The sequence below is a fragment of the Leptospira perolatii genome (assembly GCF_002811875.1).
GTDB lineage: Bacteria > Spirochaetota > Leptospiria > Leptospirales > Leptospiraceae > Leptospira_B > Leptospira_B perolatii.
Window position 1 is genome coordinate 84721 of sequence record NZ_NPDZ01000006.1, and the last position, 16563, is coordinate 101283.

At 43.8% G+C, this 16563-nt stretch carries 15 protein-coding genes and 1 tRNA gene; 9 read left to right on the forward strand and 7 right to left on the reverse strand.

Annotated elements, in window-relative coordinates:
• The first annotated feature begins 1 nt into the window (after position 1).
• The 4 genes from CH373_RS10905 (at position 2) to CH373_RS10920 (ending at position 4589) form a co-directional block, all read left to right on the forward strand.
• The gene (locus tag CH373_RS10905) at positions 2 to 1048 is read left to right on the forward strand and encodes a GlmU family protein (protein WP_100713758.1); all 1047 of its coding nucleotides are present in this window, start codon (positions 2 to 4) and stop codon (positions 1046 to 1048) included.
• A 23-nt stretch (positions 1049 to 1071) separates the two neighbouring features.
• Positions 1072 to 2679, forward strand: coding sequence for a carboxyl transferase domain-containing protein (locus CH373_RS10910; protein ID WP_100713757.1), 1608 nt, complete (start codon positions 1072 to 1074; stop codon positions 2677 to 2679).
• 236 nt (positions 2680 to 2915) lie between these two features.
• Positions 2916 to 4202, forward strand: coding sequence for an ammonium transporter (locus CH373_RS10915; protein ID WP_100713756.1), 1287 nt, complete (start codon positions 2916 to 2918; stop codon positions 4200 to 4202).
• Positions 4203 to 4244: 42 nt separating this feature from the next.
• Positions 4245 to 4589 (forward strand): P-II family nitrogen regulator, encoded by a 345-nt coding sequence (locus CH373_RS10920; RefSeq protein WP_100713755.1) that lies wholly within the window; start codon positions 4245 to 4247, stop codon positions 4587 to 4589.
• Between the two features lie 136 nt (positions 4590 to 4725).
• Here CH373_RS10920 and prmC read toward each other — a convergent pair whose 3' ends face one another.
• From prmC to fusA, 7 genes are all read right to left on the reverse strand, one after another.
• Entirely contained in the window at positions 4726 to 5583 is an 858-nt protein-coding gene (gene prmC, locus CH373_RS10925) for a peptide chain release factor N(5)-glutamine methyltransferase (protein ID WP_100713834.1), read from the reverse strand.
• Between the two features lie 11 nt (positions 5584 to 5594).
• A tRNA-Arg gene (locus tag CH373_RS10930) sits at positions 5595 to 5671 on the reverse strand.
• A gap of 47 nt (positions 5672 to 5718) precedes the next feature.
• Positions 5719 to 6360, reverse strand: a complete 642-nt coding sequence (locus tag CH373_RS10935; RefSeq protein ID WP_100713754.1) for a Crp/Fnr family transcriptional regulator — start codon at positions 6358 to 6360, stop codon at positions 5719 to 5721.
• Positions 6360 to 7412, reverse strand: coding sequence for a tetratricopeptide repeat protein (locus CH373_RS10940; protein WP_100713753.1), 1053 nt, complete (start codon positions 7410 to 7412; stop codon positions 6360 to 6362). The genes CH373_RS10935 and CH373_RS10940 overlap by 1 nt, the downstream gene beginning before the upstream one ends.
• Positions 7413 to 7436: 24 nt before the next feature.
• Positions 7437 to 8666 (reverse strand): amidohydrolase family protein, encoded by a 1230-nt coding sequence (locus CH373_RS10945; RefSeq protein WP_100713752.1) that lies wholly within the window; start codon positions 8664 to 8666, stop codon positions 7437 to 7439.
• 24 nt (positions 8667 to 8690) lie between these two features.
• Positions 8691 to 9404 (reverse strand): LIC_10271 family cell wall hydrolase, encoded by a 714-nt coding sequence (locus tag CH373_RS10950; protein ID WP_100713751.1) that lies wholly within the window; start codon positions 9402 to 9404, stop codon positions 8691 to 8693.
• Between the two features lie 89 nt (positions 9405 to 9493).
• Positions 9494 to 11617 carry an elongation factor G gene (fusA, locus tag CH373_RS10955; protein WP_100713750.1) on the reverse strand — a complete coding sequence of 708 codons (2124 nt, stop codon included), beginning with the start codon at positions 11615 to 11617 and terminating at the stop codon, positions 9494 to 9496.
• 211 nt (positions 11618 to 11828) lie between these two features.
• Between fusA and CH373_RS10960 the strand changes: the two genes are divergently transcribed.
• The 5 genes from CH373_RS10960 to CH373_RS10980 all read left to right on the forward strand — a co-directional run bounded on the left by CH373_RS10960 (position 11829) and on the right by CH373_RS10980 (position 16539).
• Positions 11829 to 13403 carry a potassium transporter TrkG gene (locus CH373_RS10960; RefSeq protein WP_100713749.1) on the forward strand — a complete coding sequence of 525 codons (1575 nt, stop codon included), beginning with the start codon at positions 11829 to 11831 and terminating at the stop codon, positions 13401 to 13403.
• 104 nt (positions 13404 to 13507) lie between these two features.
• Complete coding sequence (locus CH373_RS10965; RefSeq protein WP_100713748.1) at positions 13508 to 14407, forward strand: decaprenyl-phosphate phosphoribosyltransferase; 900 nt, start codon at positions 13508 to 13510, stop codon at positions 14405 to 14407.
• A gap of 18 nt (positions 14408 to 14425) precedes the next feature.
• A complete protein-coding gene (locus tag CH373_RS10970; RefSeq protein ID WP_100713747.1) occupies positions 14426 to 14977 on the forward strand; it encodes a redoxin family protein in 552 nt (183 codons plus the stop codon).
• Positions 14978 to 15009: 32 nt separating this feature from the next.
• Entirely contained in the window at positions 15010 to 15783 is a 774-nt protein-coding gene (locus CH373_RS10975; protein WP_100713746.1) for a hypothetical protein, read from the forward strand.
• Between the two features lie 102 nt (positions 15784 to 15885).
• Positions 15886 to 16539 carry a DsbA family oxidoreductase gene (locus tag CH373_RS10980; protein ID WP_100713745.1) on the forward strand — a complete coding sequence of 218 codons (654 nt, stop codon included), beginning with the start codon at positions 15886 to 15888 and terminating at the stop codon, positions 16537 to 16539.
• The last annotated feature ends 24 nt before the right edge of the window (positions 16540 to 16563 follow it).

A 16563-nucleotide genomic window follows, 5' to 3' on the forward strand; every position in this document is an offset into this window, starting at 1 on the left:
GATGGCAAGAATCCAGAGAATCTTAATCGATGAAAGCGAGACTCCTGCAGGATTAAAAGCTTTAACTAGGTTGAGATCCTTCTCTGAAATTCGAGATGGTATACTAACACCACTTCAAAGGCTCAAAGAGTCTTATCCAGACGCAAAAATCTTTTATAAGAATTCGAACGATTTCTTTCGTAATGCTTTTTTAGAAAGGCATCCTCGGGTTCAACCTTATGAATCCGAATCGGAAGTGGACTTAGTTGTAAAACCAGAAGACCATGTTCCTTGGAAGCTGTTGGATTCAGTCGCTAGAAATATCGAATCGGATATAGAACTCAACCGGGACCTGAAAAAATGGATGAGAAAGTTGCAGGTCAAATCCGGAGATTTTCACATTGTTGGAAAATCAAAGCACTTACATGTTCACGGTTCTGCAAAGATTTATCCCGGGGTGGTGATAGATGTAAGCTCCGGTCCGGTGGTCATCGACAAGGACGTAAAAATCACTTCCTTTTCTTTTTTGGAAGGACCGCTTTATATCGGTCCAGGATCTCAAATCGATAACGCGAGAATTACGGGTTCCACTACAATCGGCCATGTTTGCAGGATTGGAGGAGAGGTTGGCGATTCTGTTATACAAGATTTTTCTAATAAACATCACGAAGGATTTTTGGGCCATTCTATCGTAGGTAGTTGGGTAAATCTAGGTGCACTCTCCACAACATCCGACTTAAAAAACAACTACGGTGTGGTCAAAATTCACGAAGACGGAATCGAATGTAATACTGGTTCCATTAAGTTCGGATCCATTATCGGAGATTATTCCAAAATCGGAATCGGAGTGATGCTAAACACCGGAACTGTAATCGACATAGGATGTAATGTAGTTTCTTCTCGTGCGGAAGGTTACATTCCACCGTTCTCTTGGGTGAATGGAGAACCTTATATTCTGGATCTATTTCTGCGCGATTCTAGAAAAATCATGGCGAGACGAAACCGCGAGCTATCCTCGGCAGAAGCTGAACTGATTCGAGTGCTTTACGAATCAAAAGTGAGAAAGTAAAAAATCTATATTAGGAGAATCTTATGGAGCTTTTGGAGTCACAGATTCGTACTTCTTCCGCGGAGTATAAGGAGAATTACGAGGATCTTCATTCCAAAGTTAAATCCGTCCAAGATCTCCTAGGAAAAGTTCGGCTTGGTGGAGGCGAAAAAGCAATCCAAAGACATAAAAGCCGAGGGAAGCTAACTGCAAGAGAAAGAATCGAAGGATTGATAGATTCCGGAACAGCATTTTTAGAACTTTCTGCTCTGGCCGGAGAAGGCGCCTACGCGGATGACGTCCCTTCCGCAGGGATCGTTACAGGAATTGCCAGGGTGTCTGGAGTTCCCTGTATGATCGTCGCAAATGACGCGACAGTAAAAGGTGGGACATACTATCCGCTTACCGTAAAAAAGCATCTTCGGGCCCAAGAAATAGCAAGAGAGAATCGATTGCCTTGCATTTATCTTGTAGACTCGGGCGGAGCATTCTTGCCGATGCAAGACGAGGTTTTTCCGGATCGAGAACATTTTGGAAGGATCTTTTTTAACCAGGCGAATCTTTCTCGCGAAGGAATTCCACAAATCTCCATTGTTTTAGGTAGTTGCACCGCGGGAGGAGCCTATATCCCAGCGATGTCAGATGAATCTGTCATTGTAAAGGGAAATGGTACGATTTTTCTAGGGGGTCCTCCACTCGTGAAGGCGGCTACCGGGGAAGTGGTTTCTCCTGAGGAATTGGGAGGCGCGGATGTTCACTGCAGAATTTCCGGTGTGACCGACCACTACGCCGAAAACGATACTCACGCATTGGAAATAGCCAGGCATATTGTTTCCACTCTTGGAGGAGCTGTTTCCCAAAGATCTCCCAGATTGTCCTACGAGGATCCGCTTTATCCCGCAGAAGAAATTTACGGAATTATCCAAAAAGATATACGAAAGCCGTACGATGTGAGGGAGGTGATTGCTCGAATTGTAGATGGTTCTCGTTTTCAAGAATTCAAAAAATATTATGGAACAACAATCGTTACCGGATTTGCAAACCTTTATGGAAAGCTTGTAGGTATCGTCGCGAACAACGGGGTTCTTTTTTCGGAGAGTTCTCTCAAGGCGACTCACTTTATAGAACTTTGCAACCAGAGAGGAGTTCCTCTTTTGTTTTTGCAAAATATCACCGGGTTCATGGTAGGAAAGAAATACGAAAATTCCGGAATCGCGAAAGACGGTGCAAAAATGGTAAACGCAGTGTCTACTTCCGTGGTTCCGAAATATACGGTTGTGATCGGAGGGTCTTACGGAGCTGGAAACTACGGAATGTGCGGAAGAGCTTTCGGTCCGAGGTTTCTCTGGATGTGGCCGAACGCGAAAATTTCCGTAATGGGAGGTGAGCAAGCTTCCAACGTGCTGCTTACTGTTAAAATGGAACAGTTAGAGAAGGATGGAAAAACCCTCTCTGAAAAAGAGCAGGAAAACTTTAAGAGACCGATTCTGGAAGATTATGACCGCAGATCCTCGTGCTTATATTCCACTGCCCGCCTTTGGGATGACGGAATTCTCGATCCGGCAAGGACTCGCGAAGCCTTAGGCCTAGCTCTATATTCTGATTTATCGGAGAAAAACCGCCAGCCGGCGTATGCAATCTTCAGAATGTAGAATTCGGTGCCCTTTTTTTAGGCAAAGTGTCGCGGATTCGGGTCCGGTTTACTTTTCCCCACGAAAACTTGGTCCAAACAAAGCTAACTTTTAGTACATTTCCAAAATAAATTCAATGTACATCCAAATTCAATGAGCTTTGTCTCGTTTTCCGTCTTTTGAAAATTTTTATAAAATTTTCGAGCTTGGGCCCAGTTTTTGCATTTCATGGGGAAAACACATTGGGATGAGAATTAATGAACTTGGCTAAAAAGTTTTTACCTCTTCTGCTCCTCGCCATTCCTTCTTTGGTTTGGTCACAGGATGCCCCCGCGGCCCCTCCAGCGCCTACTCTGGATAAAGGTGACACCGCTTGGATGATCGTAGCTTCCACATTCGTATTCTTCATGATACCGGGACTGGCTTTGTTCTACGGTGGTCTTGTAAGAGTGAAGAACGTCCTATCGACTATGATGCACAGCTTCGTAGCGATATTGGTTCTTACGTTGCAGTGGACAATCATCGGCTACAGCTTGGCTTTTTCAGGATCCGGACCTTATTTCGGCGATTTTGAATTAGCTTTTTTGAATGGAGTGACTCTGGATACTCTGGAAGGAACAATTCCAAAGTACATCCACTTCTTATTCCAAGGAATGTTCGCACTAATCACACCGGCTCTAATTTCCGGAGCGATTGCTGAGCGAGTAAAATTGTCCGGATACATCGTATTTATCCTAGCTTGGGCCACCTTGGTCTATGATCCAGTGGCACACTGGGTATGGGATGCTGACGGCTGGCTATTTAAAATGAGCGCTCTCGACTTCGCTGGTGGAACAGTAGTCCACTTGATTTCCGGGATCGCAGGTCTTGCAGCTGCAATCGTAGTAGGAAAAAGAAAAGGGGAAGGCGCTACGCTGATCTCTCCAAACAACTTAACCTACACATTATTAGGTGCTGGTCTACTTTGGTTCGGTTGGTTCGGATTCAATGCCGGTTCCGGACTTGCGACAAACGGATTAGCAGCACGTGCATTCGTAGTAACTTTAGTTGCTCCTGCGGCGGCTGGGGTTTCCTGGATGTTGCTTGAATATCTTCATACTAAAAAAGCGACTGCTTTAGGTGCCGCTTCCGGTATCGTAGCTGGATTGGTTGTCATTACTCCGGCGTCCGGATTTGTAGGGCCTCTAGAATCAATTTATATGGGATTGATCGTTTCTCCGGTTTGTTACGGAGCAATATTACTTAAAGGTAAACTTGGCTACGACGATTCTTTGGATGCGTTTGGAATTCACGGTGTAGGTGGAGCGATTGGCGCTATCCTAACCGGTGTGTTTACACTTTCTCTGGGTGCAGGAGTTGCATCTCGCGGAGATCAGATTCTAGTTCAAGTAATCAGTGTACTGGCTACTGCCGGTTATTCTCTTGTAGTTTCTATAATCCTTGCTTTTGTAATTAATAAGACCATAGGATTTAGAGTCACCGAAGAGAAGGAAATTGCTGGTCTGGATTCGGAGATTCACGGGGAGAAGGGGTATATACTCTAATTCCTATCAATGGACATTGATTTATAAAGTTAAGGAGAGCATATGAAATTAATCGTAGCAATTATCCAGCCCCATAAACTGGAAGAAGTCAAAGCCGAGCTGACTAAGAATGAAATTTACAGGCTAACGGTAAGCGACGTCCAGGGCTACGGACAGCAAAAAGGTAAGACCGAAGTTTTCCGCGGTCACGAATATCAAGTAAATCTGCTCCGTAAAGTGAGGTTAGAAATCGCAGTGAATGACGAGTTCGTCAAACCAACTGTGGACGCTATTCTTAAAGCTGCAAAAACCGGTGAAGGAAAAATCGGAGACGGTAAGATTCTAATTCTTCCGCTCGAAGATGTAATTCGTATCCGCACTGGCGAAAGAGGAAGTTCAGCGATTTAAGAAGCAACAAAGTTCATTCTGGAAATTTTTCCGAATGAACATCGGGCTTGCGGTTGTGGGCCCGATTTACTTTTCTTTCTTCCCCATATACGAGTCGAACCTGCTCTGGGCCGGTCGAAAAGCCGGCCCTTTCTTTTTACTTAACGAATTTTAAAAAGCGATCCTTGCCGGAAAGGTCTTGGCGAACAATCACTTTGGAATAGCCGATTTGAATGCCGCGATCCCTGAGCCATGCGCTCCAATTTGGATGAGTCTCTAAATAGAGTGTCCCGCCTTCGTTTAAATGAGAGCGTGCTTCGGTAAGGAGCCTGTTATGAAACGATTCAAAATTACTTAGAAAAAGTGCGAGATGAGGTTCGTATAATCTTACATCGTCCATAACTTCCGGTTTTTCCTTATCCGGTATGTAAGGTGGATTACTGACAATCCTATCAAAACTGATTGGAATGCTTTCGAATAAATCGCTCAGATAGGTTTGGATTTTTCTTTCGTCACCTAATATCTGTTTGGCGTTTCTGTTCGTGATCGCTATCGCCGATTCCGCTAGATCGGAAAAAGAAACCTCCCAGTTTTTTCTGGCTTTTGCCAGACTGATTCCGATACAACCGCTACCCGAACATAGATCAAGTACTTGAATGGAATCTTCTTTGTTAGGATGTTCCTCTAATACCCAAGCGACTAGTTCTTCGGTTTCTGGTCTCGGGATCAAAACGTTTTCATCTACGTAAAAGTCTGAGTCAAAAAAGGATTTTTTTCCAAGAATATAGGCTGTAGGTCTGAACTTGGATCTTTCTACGAGCTTTTCCCTGTACTGGTCCTTTTCCGGAGTCGAAAGTACTCTTTCGAAATCTACATAGAGCTTTACTCTCTGCACTTTGAGTACATCTGCGAGTAAAAGTTCCGCGTCCAATCTTGCACTCGGCACTTTCTTTTTTTTGAGGAAGTCCTCAGCTTTTTTTAATAAGGTTCGGACATTGTCCTGGTTGTCTGACATTCGAATAAAACTGGTGGCCCCGAGAGGATTCGAACCTCCGACCAAAAGTTTAGGAAACTTCTGCTCTGTCCACCTGAGCTACGGGACCATTCTGCAGCGGACAAATTTAAGTTGAGTCGAACTTAATTTTTTGGATTAAGACGGCTTCCGCTTCTGAGAGACTATTCTCTGGAAGTCGTTAATATTGTGAATTACGATTTTGTCCGGATAAATCTCGATTTTCCCACTTTTTGCGAATTGATTGACCACTTTTTGTACTTCGCCGACCGGTTGTGCGCACCAATCCGCGACATCCTCGATACTTATATTCAGGACCACTTCTTTGAATTCGGAATGCATATGCATCTTTTCATACAGCATTAGGAAAACATCTGCGACTTTTCCCTGCATATCATCGAGTAACAGGATCAAAAGTCTGCGCTTTGCGTCGTAAATCCGAACTGAAAAAATGGTAAGAATTTTGAGAGCTAGAGTAGGATTCTTGGTCAGCAAAAGCTCAAAGTTTGCCCGGTTAAAATTTAGGACCTTTACTTCAGAGATCGCGATAGCAGTAGCACTCCTGGGCTGTTCTTCCAGAATCGCCATCTCTCCAAAAATATCCCCTTGTTCCAAGATATCCAGTGTCTTGATCGAAGTTCCTACGGTTTTGGTAATCTTTACCTTGCCCGCCTGGATCAGATAGAAGTCATTTCCTGGCTCGTTTTCGCAGAATATGATTTGGTTCGGCTCGAAGGTCTTACCGAACTTCGAGAACATGGATTCAAGCATTAGGTCCATCAGGAACTCAACTCCTTGGCCTTCTGCCTTGATTTTTGGGAAAGACTATCTCTCTCGGGAGGAAGTAGAGCCACCTTACCAAATAGCATTCCTGCTCTTTGCCTATCCCCTTGTTGTTCCGCTATTTCAGCCAAATGGAATAAGGACTCTTTTACTGACTCGCCTGACGGGTGTTTTTTGATGTACGTGGAGAAGGTAGAACTTGCCGTTTCAAGGTTGTTCAATTTAAGAAAACAAACTCCCATTTGGAACAAAGCGTTATCCACTAATTTTTTCTCGCTGTCGTATTTGAAGTCGCTACGGACCATCAAGTCTTTAAAAATAGCCGCTGCCTCTTCAAATTTGCCTACATTCAAGAAAGTATGAGCACGGTTATAGAGAGAGGTAATCGTATTGTCCATCCCTGCAGCCAGGTTGCTCTTTTCAGCGGCAGGTTTCATAATCGTCTGCATGTCCGGTGTAGCCCTAGAAGATGCAGCATCGTATACTAATGGAGGCATATTGATCGGATACGGAGAACCTTTTTTGGTCAAGTCGAGTAGCTCGGTTGCGCGTCCGGCATAGGGCCCGGTCGGATAATGATCCAAGTATTTCGTAAATGCGTAAGCCGCATGATCCAAGTTATTGTTTTTGTAAAATACCTCGCCTACGTTCATCAATTCAAAGGCGGGATTTCTTGCTTCGGATTGTCCCAAAATTTCTCCGAGTTTTTTGTGAACTTGCCGGAGTTGGCTTGAGAATACCTTCATCATCTTTAGAATCAAATGGGTTTTCTCTGCGACAAACTCTTCGAATTCGTGAAGCTTGAAAACAAGCACGGTCGCGCCGCCGATTACCTGGGCCGTTTCTTCCCTAGGATATTTTCCTAAAGCGGATTTTACTCCGAAGAATTCTCCGAGTCTTACATCTTCCTTTACTTCGTACCCGGTATCGATTGCGGTATAGGTCAATACAACGCGACCGTTTCGAAGGACATAGATATCCTCTGAACGATCCTTTTCGAAGTATATGATGGAGCCGCCTTTGTAATTACGAATGATGGGCCCAGCCAAGACCGTTACCTACTATTCTAAATCTCACCCGATGGGAAAAAATGCCAAATCCTTTTTGTAACCCAGGGCACGGGTGACCGATTCTATCAACCCTAGGGGATCTCCTGCAAGGTATTTATCGATTCCCGATATTCTTATTTCTTGCCCTGAGACTCCGGTTTCGTCGAAAAATTCTTTCAACGAAGCGTCACCATATACAGGTTTGCCATCGCGGACCACTAATCGGATGGAATCAAGGTCCGCAGAAAGTAAAGCTTCATAAGGGTCCTCTTTTGCAGAGGATAAAACCAACAAATCAGCAATTTTTTCTTCTTCGATACTGCCCAGATCTTTAGAAATCCGGAAAGCTTCCGCCGGATTTTTCGTAACCATCCTGAAAATGGTTTCAGCGGAAAGATCTTCCTCGTACTGTTTTTGATAATATTTACGAGCGATTTTCATCTCTTCTAATAAATTATTCGAGCCAGACAAGGGCGAATCCGTTCCCAGACTCACGTTTACGTTCGATTTTAGCAATCCCCGAATATCGGTCGTTTTTCCGAACGTATAGAGATTGGACTCCGGGCACCAGATTACGTGGGCCTTTGCTTTTGCAATTTTTCGGATATCTTCCGAGTCAAAAGCGATCCCGTGAACCAGGACGGAGTGGTCTCCTAAACAACCGAGAGATTCCAGTTTGTTGAGCGCATTTTCCGATTCTTCGTCGAATCCTTCGGATATATGCGTAATAAACGGAATATTCCGTTTTATCGCATTCGCGTACTCGATTTCGGTTCCTTCTCCCCAACCCAGAGAATAGGAGCAGATACTGTGAGACAATGTGAATCGGTTCAATATCCGCACAGGCACAGAGGAGACGAATGGATCCTGCACAAAATGCGGTGCGTGGTCTTGGACGGAGGTTACTCCGCTAATCACATTTTTATAAGATCCTAAATAGTAGAGCTGTTCCGGTTCTAACTGTTGCCTTTCTGCAAATACAACGGAAGACTTTAAATCGTTATCCCAAGGCAGCCAATTTAGATAGGGCCTGTTCATTCCGACTCTTGGAAGGTAAGACGCGAGTAGATGATCGTGGGCGTTTATCAACCCTGGATAAACGAACATTCCTTCCAACTTGATAGTGATTGGTGCAGGGCCGCCGCTATTATTCTTACGTACAGAAACGATTCGATCTTTCTGAACACGAATCGATGCATTTTCGACCAACCCTTTCGGAGTCACTGCTCTTGCATTTGAGATTTCCCATTCCATGCGATCGATCGTACCTTTCTTGTACTAGTATTGATGGTTTCCGATAAATTGAAAAGGATCCAGGGCTTTGCCTCCCCGGTTTAGCTGGAAGTAGAGTCCTTTTCCTTCTTCTAGCTCGCCTACAGATTCTTTTGACGAAACGATCTGTCCCTCTTTGACTGAAATCTTCTTCAAGTTTGCGTAAACCGTAGAGAATCCGTTTTTATGTTCCACAATAATAAATTTCCTGTAACCATCCATTTGATCGATCACGGCGACCTTTCCATCGGAAATGGACCTAACTTTTCGGGATCTCCCAGCCTTGAAGAGTACTCCCTTATTCGGATAGTGCGATAGGTTAGAAAAAGGCAAAGCAACTGCGGGCAAAGATACCAAGGGTGCCGAAAATCTCGGCTTTGTCTGAAAATCCATCGCCCCTTCCGAATGATTGGAGAGTTCTAAAATTTTATTCCGGGATTTGCCGGAACTCTTAGTTTGCTCTTCTTGGGTTAGATCTCCTCTCGGGATTTTCAAAATCTCTCCCGCCTTTAATCCTTCGGACTCCTTTTTGCCGTTCCAGTCTAAAAGGATTTTCCAATGAACCCCGTATTTTCTAGAAACCGAGAATGCGGTTTCTCCCGATCTGACTTTGTGGATTATAGGAGCAGTTTTTTTTGAGATTGGGTGCAATAGGCTAGGGATGAGGAGGGCAAACAGCACAAGTTGAGTTGGGACAGAAATCGCTGCTCCTAGCTGCATGATTTAGATATCGGCAGAACTCAGGTTAAAGAAAAAAGAAAAGGGAGCCAAGGGCTCCCTTTTTCTACAAAAGAAGACTTTCCGAAGGATCAATCTTCTTCTTTTGAGTGTGGTTTGTACTTTTTCATCAATTCTTCTGCAACGTTTCTCGGAACAGGAGCATATCTGGAGAATTCCATCGTAAACTCCGCTTTTCCTTGGGTAGAAGAACGAATCACAGTAGAATAACCGAACATGTCAGCCAGAGGAACTTCTGCTTCCACTTTGCAATAACCGTCTTGCTCAGTAGTGTTCAGAATCATCCCGCGTCTTTGGTTCAAAGAAGCCAGAATCGCTCCTTGGAATTCTGCAGGTCCATCGACTTCGACCTTCATGATCGGTTCCAAGATCTGAGGACTTGCTTTAGAGAATCCTTGGCGGAACGCATAGCGACCAGTGATCTGGAAAGCCATATCGGAAGAGTCCACATCGTGGTAAGATCCGTCATTGATCACGCAACGTACTCCGATGATCGGGAACCCGATCAAGCTACCGCGCTCTAAACAACTACGGAAACCTTTATCGACCGAAGAGATATATTCTCTTGGAATCGCTCCTCCGACTACTTGGTTCACGAATTCATAATCTTTGGTTTCTTCCAAAGGAATCGGTTCCATAAAGCCTGCAACGCGACCGAACTGACCTTGACCACCCGTTTGCTTTTTGTGGGTATAATCAAATTCCGCGCGAGAAGTGATCGTTTCGCGATACGCAACCTGAGGAGCTCCTGTAATCAGTTCCACACCGTACTCGCGTTTCATACGCTCGATGTAAACTTCCAGGTGGAGCTCCCCCATTCCTTTGATGATCGTCTGGCCAGATTCTTGGTCTACGTGAGTTTGGAATGTAGGATCTTCCTTGGTAAAGCGGTTGAGAGCCTTAGCAAGGTTATTCAAGTGCTTAGATTCTTTTGCCTCAATCGTGAGAGAGATCACTGGAGCAGGCACGAACATGGACTCCATGGAGACCTTGATCTTTCCGTCAGTGAAAGTATCCCCGGAAGCGCAATCGATTCCGAAGAGCGCGATAATATCTCCCGCTTCTGCGTATTCGATATCTTCCATTTCATTGGAGTGCATACGTACCAAACGCCCAACATTGTGCTTTTTGTTGTTGGACATATTGTAAATGGTCATCCCTTTCTGCAGCTTGCCTTGGTATACACGAACATAGGTGAGCTGACCGTAACGTCCGTCTTCCAATTTGAACGCCAAGCATACGAGTGGCTTTTCCTTATCAGAAGGTAGAATGACTTGGTCTTCGTTATTGTTAATATCCAGCGCGCGGTTAGTCACATCGACTGGAGAAGCAAGGTAATCCAAAACTCCGTCTAGAAGTTTTTGCACCCCTTTGTTCTTGAATGCTGAGCCCATAAATACAGGAGTAAGCTTGAGTTGGATCGTACCGTTTCGAATTGCGGTTTTGATCTGCTCAACCGTAGGTTCTCCTTCGAGCATTGCTTCGGTGAGTTCGTCACTGAACATAGAAGCAGCATCCAGTAGTTCTTCACGTTTTTTCTGAGCTTGGTCCAGAAGTTCGGCTGGAATTTCTTTTTCCGTGACCTGCATTCCGTCTTTGCCTTCGAAATAGTATGCCTTCATCGTTACTAGGTCAACAATACCTAGTAAGTCGTTTTCGAGTCCGATTGGAATCTGGACTGCAACTGCGTTGTGTTTCAGTTTTTCACGGAGCTGGTCAATGACTCGGAATGGATTCGCTCCGGTTCTGTCCAACTTGTTGATAAAAGCAACGCGAGGTACGTGGTAACGACGCATCTGGCGATCCACAGTGATAGACTGGGATTGCACTCCCGCGACTCCGCAAAGGACTAAGATAGCAGAATCTAATACTCTTAAAGAGCGTTCCACTTCAACGGTAAAGTCGACGTGGCCCGGAGTATCAATAATATTGATCGTATGGTCCTTCCACTGGCAGTAAGTAGCTGCGGATTGGATCGTAATTCCGCGTTCCCTTTCCAGCTCCATACTGTCCATTTTGGCGCCGACACCGTCTTTACCTCTCACTTCGTGAATGGCGTGGATACGGTTTGTATAGAACAGAATCCTTTCTGTTAAAGTGGTTTTTCCGGAATCGATATGGGCAGAAATCCCTATATTCCTAGTTTTAAGGAGTTTCTCGCTGGCTTTGAAATCCAGAACTGCTGCAGTGCTCATGGGGTTCCTCTTAAAAAGAATGCGCCTAAAAAATATTAGCCCTAGGATCCCTTTTCAGGGTCCTAATTTCTACCAGATTTCGATTTGGGCCTCGTTTGTAAACATCTTCTTCTCATAGATTTAGATCCAATAAACCGTAATCCGGTTTTTCATTTGCAGTCGGCAAGCTTCAAAAAAATAGTTCCTTTCGGCGGGATTTCCTCCCTTCCCCATGCATCCGATTAAACTAATCAAACGAAATGTAAATCGCATTGCACGAGCCTTTTTGCTGCTCTCTGTGGCAAGGATTCTCTGCTTATCGTTTGCGGGCGCAATTGCCTTAGGATCCTTCGCAATCTATGCCTCGGAGCTCGGTAGACTGAGCTATGCTGACTCGCTTTTTCTTGCCGCCTCTGCGATTTGCGTAACTGGGCTATCTACGGTGCCGATCAGCGAAATGATGTTTTCGAGTCAGATTATCATGATGTTTCTGATCCAAATTGGTGGACTCGGAATCATCACATTCACAGTGCTCGTAGGAATTTTGGTGGTCAAGGGCCTTTCTAGAAGCGCGAAAATTGCTTCCTTTGTGTTTGAAGCGATCGATTCGCATGAAACGGACGAGGGAGGAGAAAAGGGCAAAAAAGGACATTATGTTCGCCGAATCCTGATCTCTATCGTGAACATTTCCATTTCTCTCGAATTGCTCGGGGCCGTTCTTCTGTATTTCTATATGCCCGATGATTTGAGAGGTTTACCCGGAAATCCAAATCGTCTTTTTCTTAGTCTCTTCACTTCCGTCTCTGCGTTTAACAATGCTGGATTTTCCATTGTGGATGATCTGGTCTTTCTGTCTAGAGAGAGAACCTGCCTAGTGATTGTGGAAGGCCTAATCGTTATGGGTGGCATTGGCTTTCCAGTGATTATATTTATCGAGAAAACCTTGCTCGAAGCATTTCGCAATGTAATGAACCGAGTCGAAGTCGCGATGGAAACGTATTTAATGGCCCGCGCTTTAGAGGAAGGAAAAGAACCGAATTGGCTCTATTTGGTTTTAATCCGACTTTCTTTCTGGGCCGAAGATAGATTGGCGCTTTATCGACAGGCTTTGCACGGAGAAGCGAATCGTATCCAGATGAAAATCATTTTGTACGGTACGATCTTTTTGGTCCACGTAGGCGGTCTGGGTTTTTTATATGTAGAATGGGATAATCCGGATACGTTGGGTCAGTTCGGAATTATAGATAAGATTTTTAACTCTTTCTTTTTGTCGGTCTCTTCTAGAACTGCAGGCTTTAACACATTTGACCTTTCGGAAATTCGTAGTCCGACCTATGTGCTCTTGTGTGCGCTTATGTTTGTCGGAGGAGGTCCTCAAGGTGCGACAGGAGGGATCAAGATTACTACATTCGTAGTGCTCGTAATGTATCTTAGAAACGTAATCAATCCTCAATCGAAAGTTTCTATCATGGGAGAAGAGATCTCTAAGAACTCGGTGGCAATTTCTACACGGATTTATTTTTTGGCGACCACCACAATCGTTTTCTTTATGTTAATCGCCACCTTGTTGAACGCACACAGACACGGAATCGAAACGATATTCTTTGAAGTAATGTCCGCATTTGGTACGGTCGGGCTATCTTTAGGGCTAACTCCTTATCTGTCTGAACTGGAGAAATTCGCATTTCCGATCATCATGTATGTGGGGAGAGTAGGAGTATTTACTCTTCTCATCGCAGCAACTGGTCATTCTGGTCTAGGATCTCTCGGAACTAAGGACGACGGAGTAAAAATCCAAGTCGGTTAACTTTGCGATCGAACTTTCACGAAAACTCTCCAAAATTCGTTGAAACATAGGGATTTTATCGCAATCTGGCGATCTAGATCAAAAATGAATTCCGGAAACAGAGAATGCTAGTTCAGTTCATCATATTACTTCGACCCCACCAATGGATCAAAAACATCATTCTATTTGCTGGGATTATTTTTGGAAAAAAACTGGGTGATCTTGAATCAGTAGAAAGAGCACTCGCAGCATTCTTTTTATTTTCTTTTACAGCTAGTTGCCAGTATGTAATCAACGATTTCCTGGACCGAAAAGAGGATGCTCTTCATCCGGAAAAGAAGCATAGACCTCTTGCGAGCGGAGCGATTTCTCCGACTGTGGCATTGTTTCTCACTGCCATCGTACTCAGTACCACTTTGATCCTTTCGTTTCGATTGCAGCCTGAGTTCTTTTACTTAGTCACTTTCTATCTGATCTTCAATGTCATCTACAGTCGCTTCTTAAAGCATATGGTGATTCTGGATGTAATGAGTATCAGTATCGGATTTGTGGTTCGTGCGATTGCCGGTTCAGTAGTAGTTGGTGTGAGCTTCTCTTCTTGGTTGCTTCTTTGCACTTTCATGCTGGCTCTGTATTGGGGATTCGGAAAAAGAAGAGGTGAACTAATTATTCTGGAAGATGGTGCGAAAGGTCACAGAAAAATTCTAGAAGAATACTCGGTCAACTTTTTGGATCTGATGATGGGGATTGTCGCAACGATGACTCTCGTGACTTACGTCATGTACGTAACCAGTCCCACGACTTTGGAAAATCTTGGAACAGACAAAATGGTGTACACGATACCGATCGTAGTGTACGCAATATTCAGGTCTCTTTATATTATTTATATTAAAAATATGGGTCACAATCCTACAAAAGCCATTCTGACAGATTGGGGAGTTTTGATCGCAGGATTCCTTTGGCTCTTGCTCGTAATTTGGATAATGTATTCTGGACCAGGACAAACTCTGCCTATACATCACTGATTTTAGTCTAAGGAATAGATGAAAAATTCTACTAAGACAGCTTTTAAATATGGCGGAGCAATCGCGTTACTTCTTTCGGCCACATTCTTTCTTGCTTGGTTTCGTGCTTTAGACACAAAGCCGGTCGTCGATTTGAACGGAATGGAATTTTCTTTTCCTTCAGGACAAAAAGCGAATTTGGAAGGAAAGACTACTGTCGTATATTTTTGGGCGACCTGGTGCGGAGTATGTTCCAACAGTTTACCGCTCGTAAAATGGTATGCTTCTCTACTCGAAGGTCGCGAATCTTTTGCATTTATTAGTGTGGAAGAAGGAGATAATCCTTCGCTCTTGAATCAATATCTTCAAAAAAAGGAGATACAATTTCCTGTAATCCAAGGAAATCCGATTTTGCTGAGAGATTGGGGGATAGGAGGATATCCTACTTTCTATATTTTGGATTCCCATGGAAAAGTCCGCTTTGCAGAATCTGGGATTATGAGCCCTTTTGGCCTAGCGCTTCGCTTGTTTAGTGCACGTTTTTTTTGGAGTCATTCTCCGGGTTCTACTGAATCCGTTTCCCAACCCTGAATTAGGATCATCGCAAATCCGATGATATAAAGATGGATAGCTACAAGCCCAAGCCGCTATTAAATAAGTCGCAACTCAAACAGATCAAAAGATCTAGGACGAGGGTAGAGGGCAAAAAGGTAATCACGGACGATGTGAAAAAGCTTAAGTCACTGAGTGTGACTTTGGACCTTCCTTCCAATGAATTAGAAAATTATTATAAAGAACCTATCTGGATCGAATACTATATCCCGAGAGAGTCCAGATTTGCTTACGAAATCAAATATCTTTTTATCCGCTTGATAGACGTAGAACCTCGCAAGGCTCCTTTAGATGAAATATTAAGGGAAGCACAAAGAAAAGATAGTCTGATCGATCTCTTAGAAGTGATCCGTACTCGACCTGAACTAGAAGCTCGTATCAGAAATTCCTATGTGAACACAATGCATTTCTTTGATTCGATTTCTGCCGGTTACAAACAGTTCCTGGAAACGAAAGACCCACATAATCTGAGGATTCCGCTGTATCATACGGAAACACTAATGAAACGGGAGCCGACTATCGCATCATTAGAGATTCTGGGATCATTTTGTTTGCATAACCTTAATTGGATGGTGCGTCGTTTAAACAGAGGACAAGCTGAATTTTCGTTAGAGGATGAAACGATCTCAATCTTGATCAAGAGAAGAAATGAATATTGGGAAAAGAACAATCTTCCTGTAGACGAGGATTTTAATCTATTCGCAGCCTTGTTCTACGAACAGGCATTTCCAAATCGAGGTCTGGAAGAAATGGATTCCGATACAGACATTCGTCACGAATGGTAATGATCTGCATTTTGCATTTATGAATCAATTTATCCAACTGATTGAATCGGCTGTCTAAGAATAAACGAAATTTAGTTTATAAGAATACGGATTGTTACTTAAATGAATACTGAAATCTCGATTTATTCTGATGTGGTTTGTCCCTGGTGTTATATCGGAAAGACAAAGTTAGAGAATGCGATCCAAATATGGAGCTCAGATCATCCTGGTGACAGATTTACGATTCAATGGAAACCCTTTGAATTGAATCCTCATATTCCGACCGAAGGCGAGGATCGAGTACAGCATTTGGCCAAGAAGTTCGGATCCGTAGAAAGGGTGAAAGCAATCGTCAAAAGGACTGCCGAGGTGGCAAAATCTGCAGGCTTGGAATTCAAGGGCTCCGAGGAAGGAAGACAGCCGAATACTTTGCTCTTACATGCTTTGGTTCGAAGAGCGCGAAATTATCAGAAAGAATCGGAACTTGCTGGAGTCTTTTTTCGAAAGTTTTTTTCCGAAGAATCTGATCTTACGAATGAAAGAACGATTCTCGATTGCTTGAAGGAAGTCGGGATTTCCGAAGCGGAGTTTGCGGAAGTAAAGAACGATCAAAATTTCTTAAAAGAGATCGCGCTTGAAGAAGAAGAGGGCAGAAACCTCGGAATCACCGGAGTTCCGTTTTATATTTTTAATGATAAATATGCAGTCTCTGGGGCGCAAGAATCAGAGCTATTCTTAAAAGTCTTTGAGCAGCTAGAAAGAGAAGGCTCAGCTTAGGAAAAAGCCGAAACGAGAACAACG

Excerpts from the sequence above, each read along its gene's own strand:
- CH373_RS10910 (WP_100713757.1), top strand. The coding sequence starts at position 1,072 with ATGGAGCTTTTGGAGTCACAGATTCGTACTTCTTCCGCGGAGTATAAG.
- fusA (WP_100713750.1), bottom strand. The coding sequence starts at position 11,617 with ATGAGCACTGCAGCAGTTCTGGATTTCAAAGCCAGCGAGAAACTCCTT.
- CH373_RS10980 (WP_100713745.1), top strand. The coding sequence starts at position 15,886 with ATGAATACTGAAATCTCGATTTATTCTGATGTGGTTTGTCCCTGGTGT.
- CH373_RS10975 (WP_100713746.1), top strand. The coding sequence starts at position 15,010 with ATGGATAGCTACAAGCCCAAGCCGCTATTAAATAAGTCGCAACTCAAA.
- CH373_RS10935 (WP_100713754.1), bottom strand. The coding sequence starts at position 6,360 with ATGGACCTAATGCTTGAATCCATGTTCTCGAAGTTCGGTAAGACCTTC.
- CH373_RS10950 (WP_100713751.1), bottom strand. The coding sequence starts at position 9,404 with ATGCAGCTAGGAGCAGCGATTTCTGTCCCAACTCAACTTGTGCTGTTT.
- CH373_RS10905 (WP_100713758.1), top strand. The coding sequence starts at position 2 with ATGGCAAGAATCCAGAGAATCTTAATCGATGAAAGCGAGACTCCTGCA.
- prmC (WP_100713834.1), bottom strand. The coding sequence starts at position 5,583 with ATGTCAGACAACCAGGACAATGTCCGAACCTTATTAAAAAAAGCTGAG.
- CH373_RS10960 (WP_100713749.1), top strand. The coding sequence starts at position 11,829 with ATGCATCCGATTAAACTAATCAAACGAAATGTAAATCGCATTGCACGA.
- CH373_RS10915 (WP_100713756.1), top strand. The coding sequence starts at position 2,916 with ATGAACTTGGCTAAAAAGTTTTTACCTCTTCTGCTCCTCGCCATTCCT.
- CH373_RS10945 (WP_100713752.1), bottom strand. The coding sequence starts at position 8,666 with ATGGAATGGGAAATCTCAAATGCAAGAGCAGTGACTCCGAAAGGGTTG.
- CH373_RS10970 (WP_100713747.1), top strand. The coding sequence starts at position 14,426 with ATGAAAAATTCTACTAAGACAGCTTTTAAATATGGCGGAGCAATCGCG.
- CH373_RS10965 (WP_100713748.1), top strand. The coding sequence starts at position 13,508 with ATGCTAGTTCAGTTCATCATATTACTTCGACCCCACCAATGGATCAAA.
- CH373_RS10920 (WP_100713755.1), top strand. The coding sequence starts at position 4,245 with ATGAAATTAATCGTAGCAATTATCCAGCCCCATAAACTGGAAGAAGTC.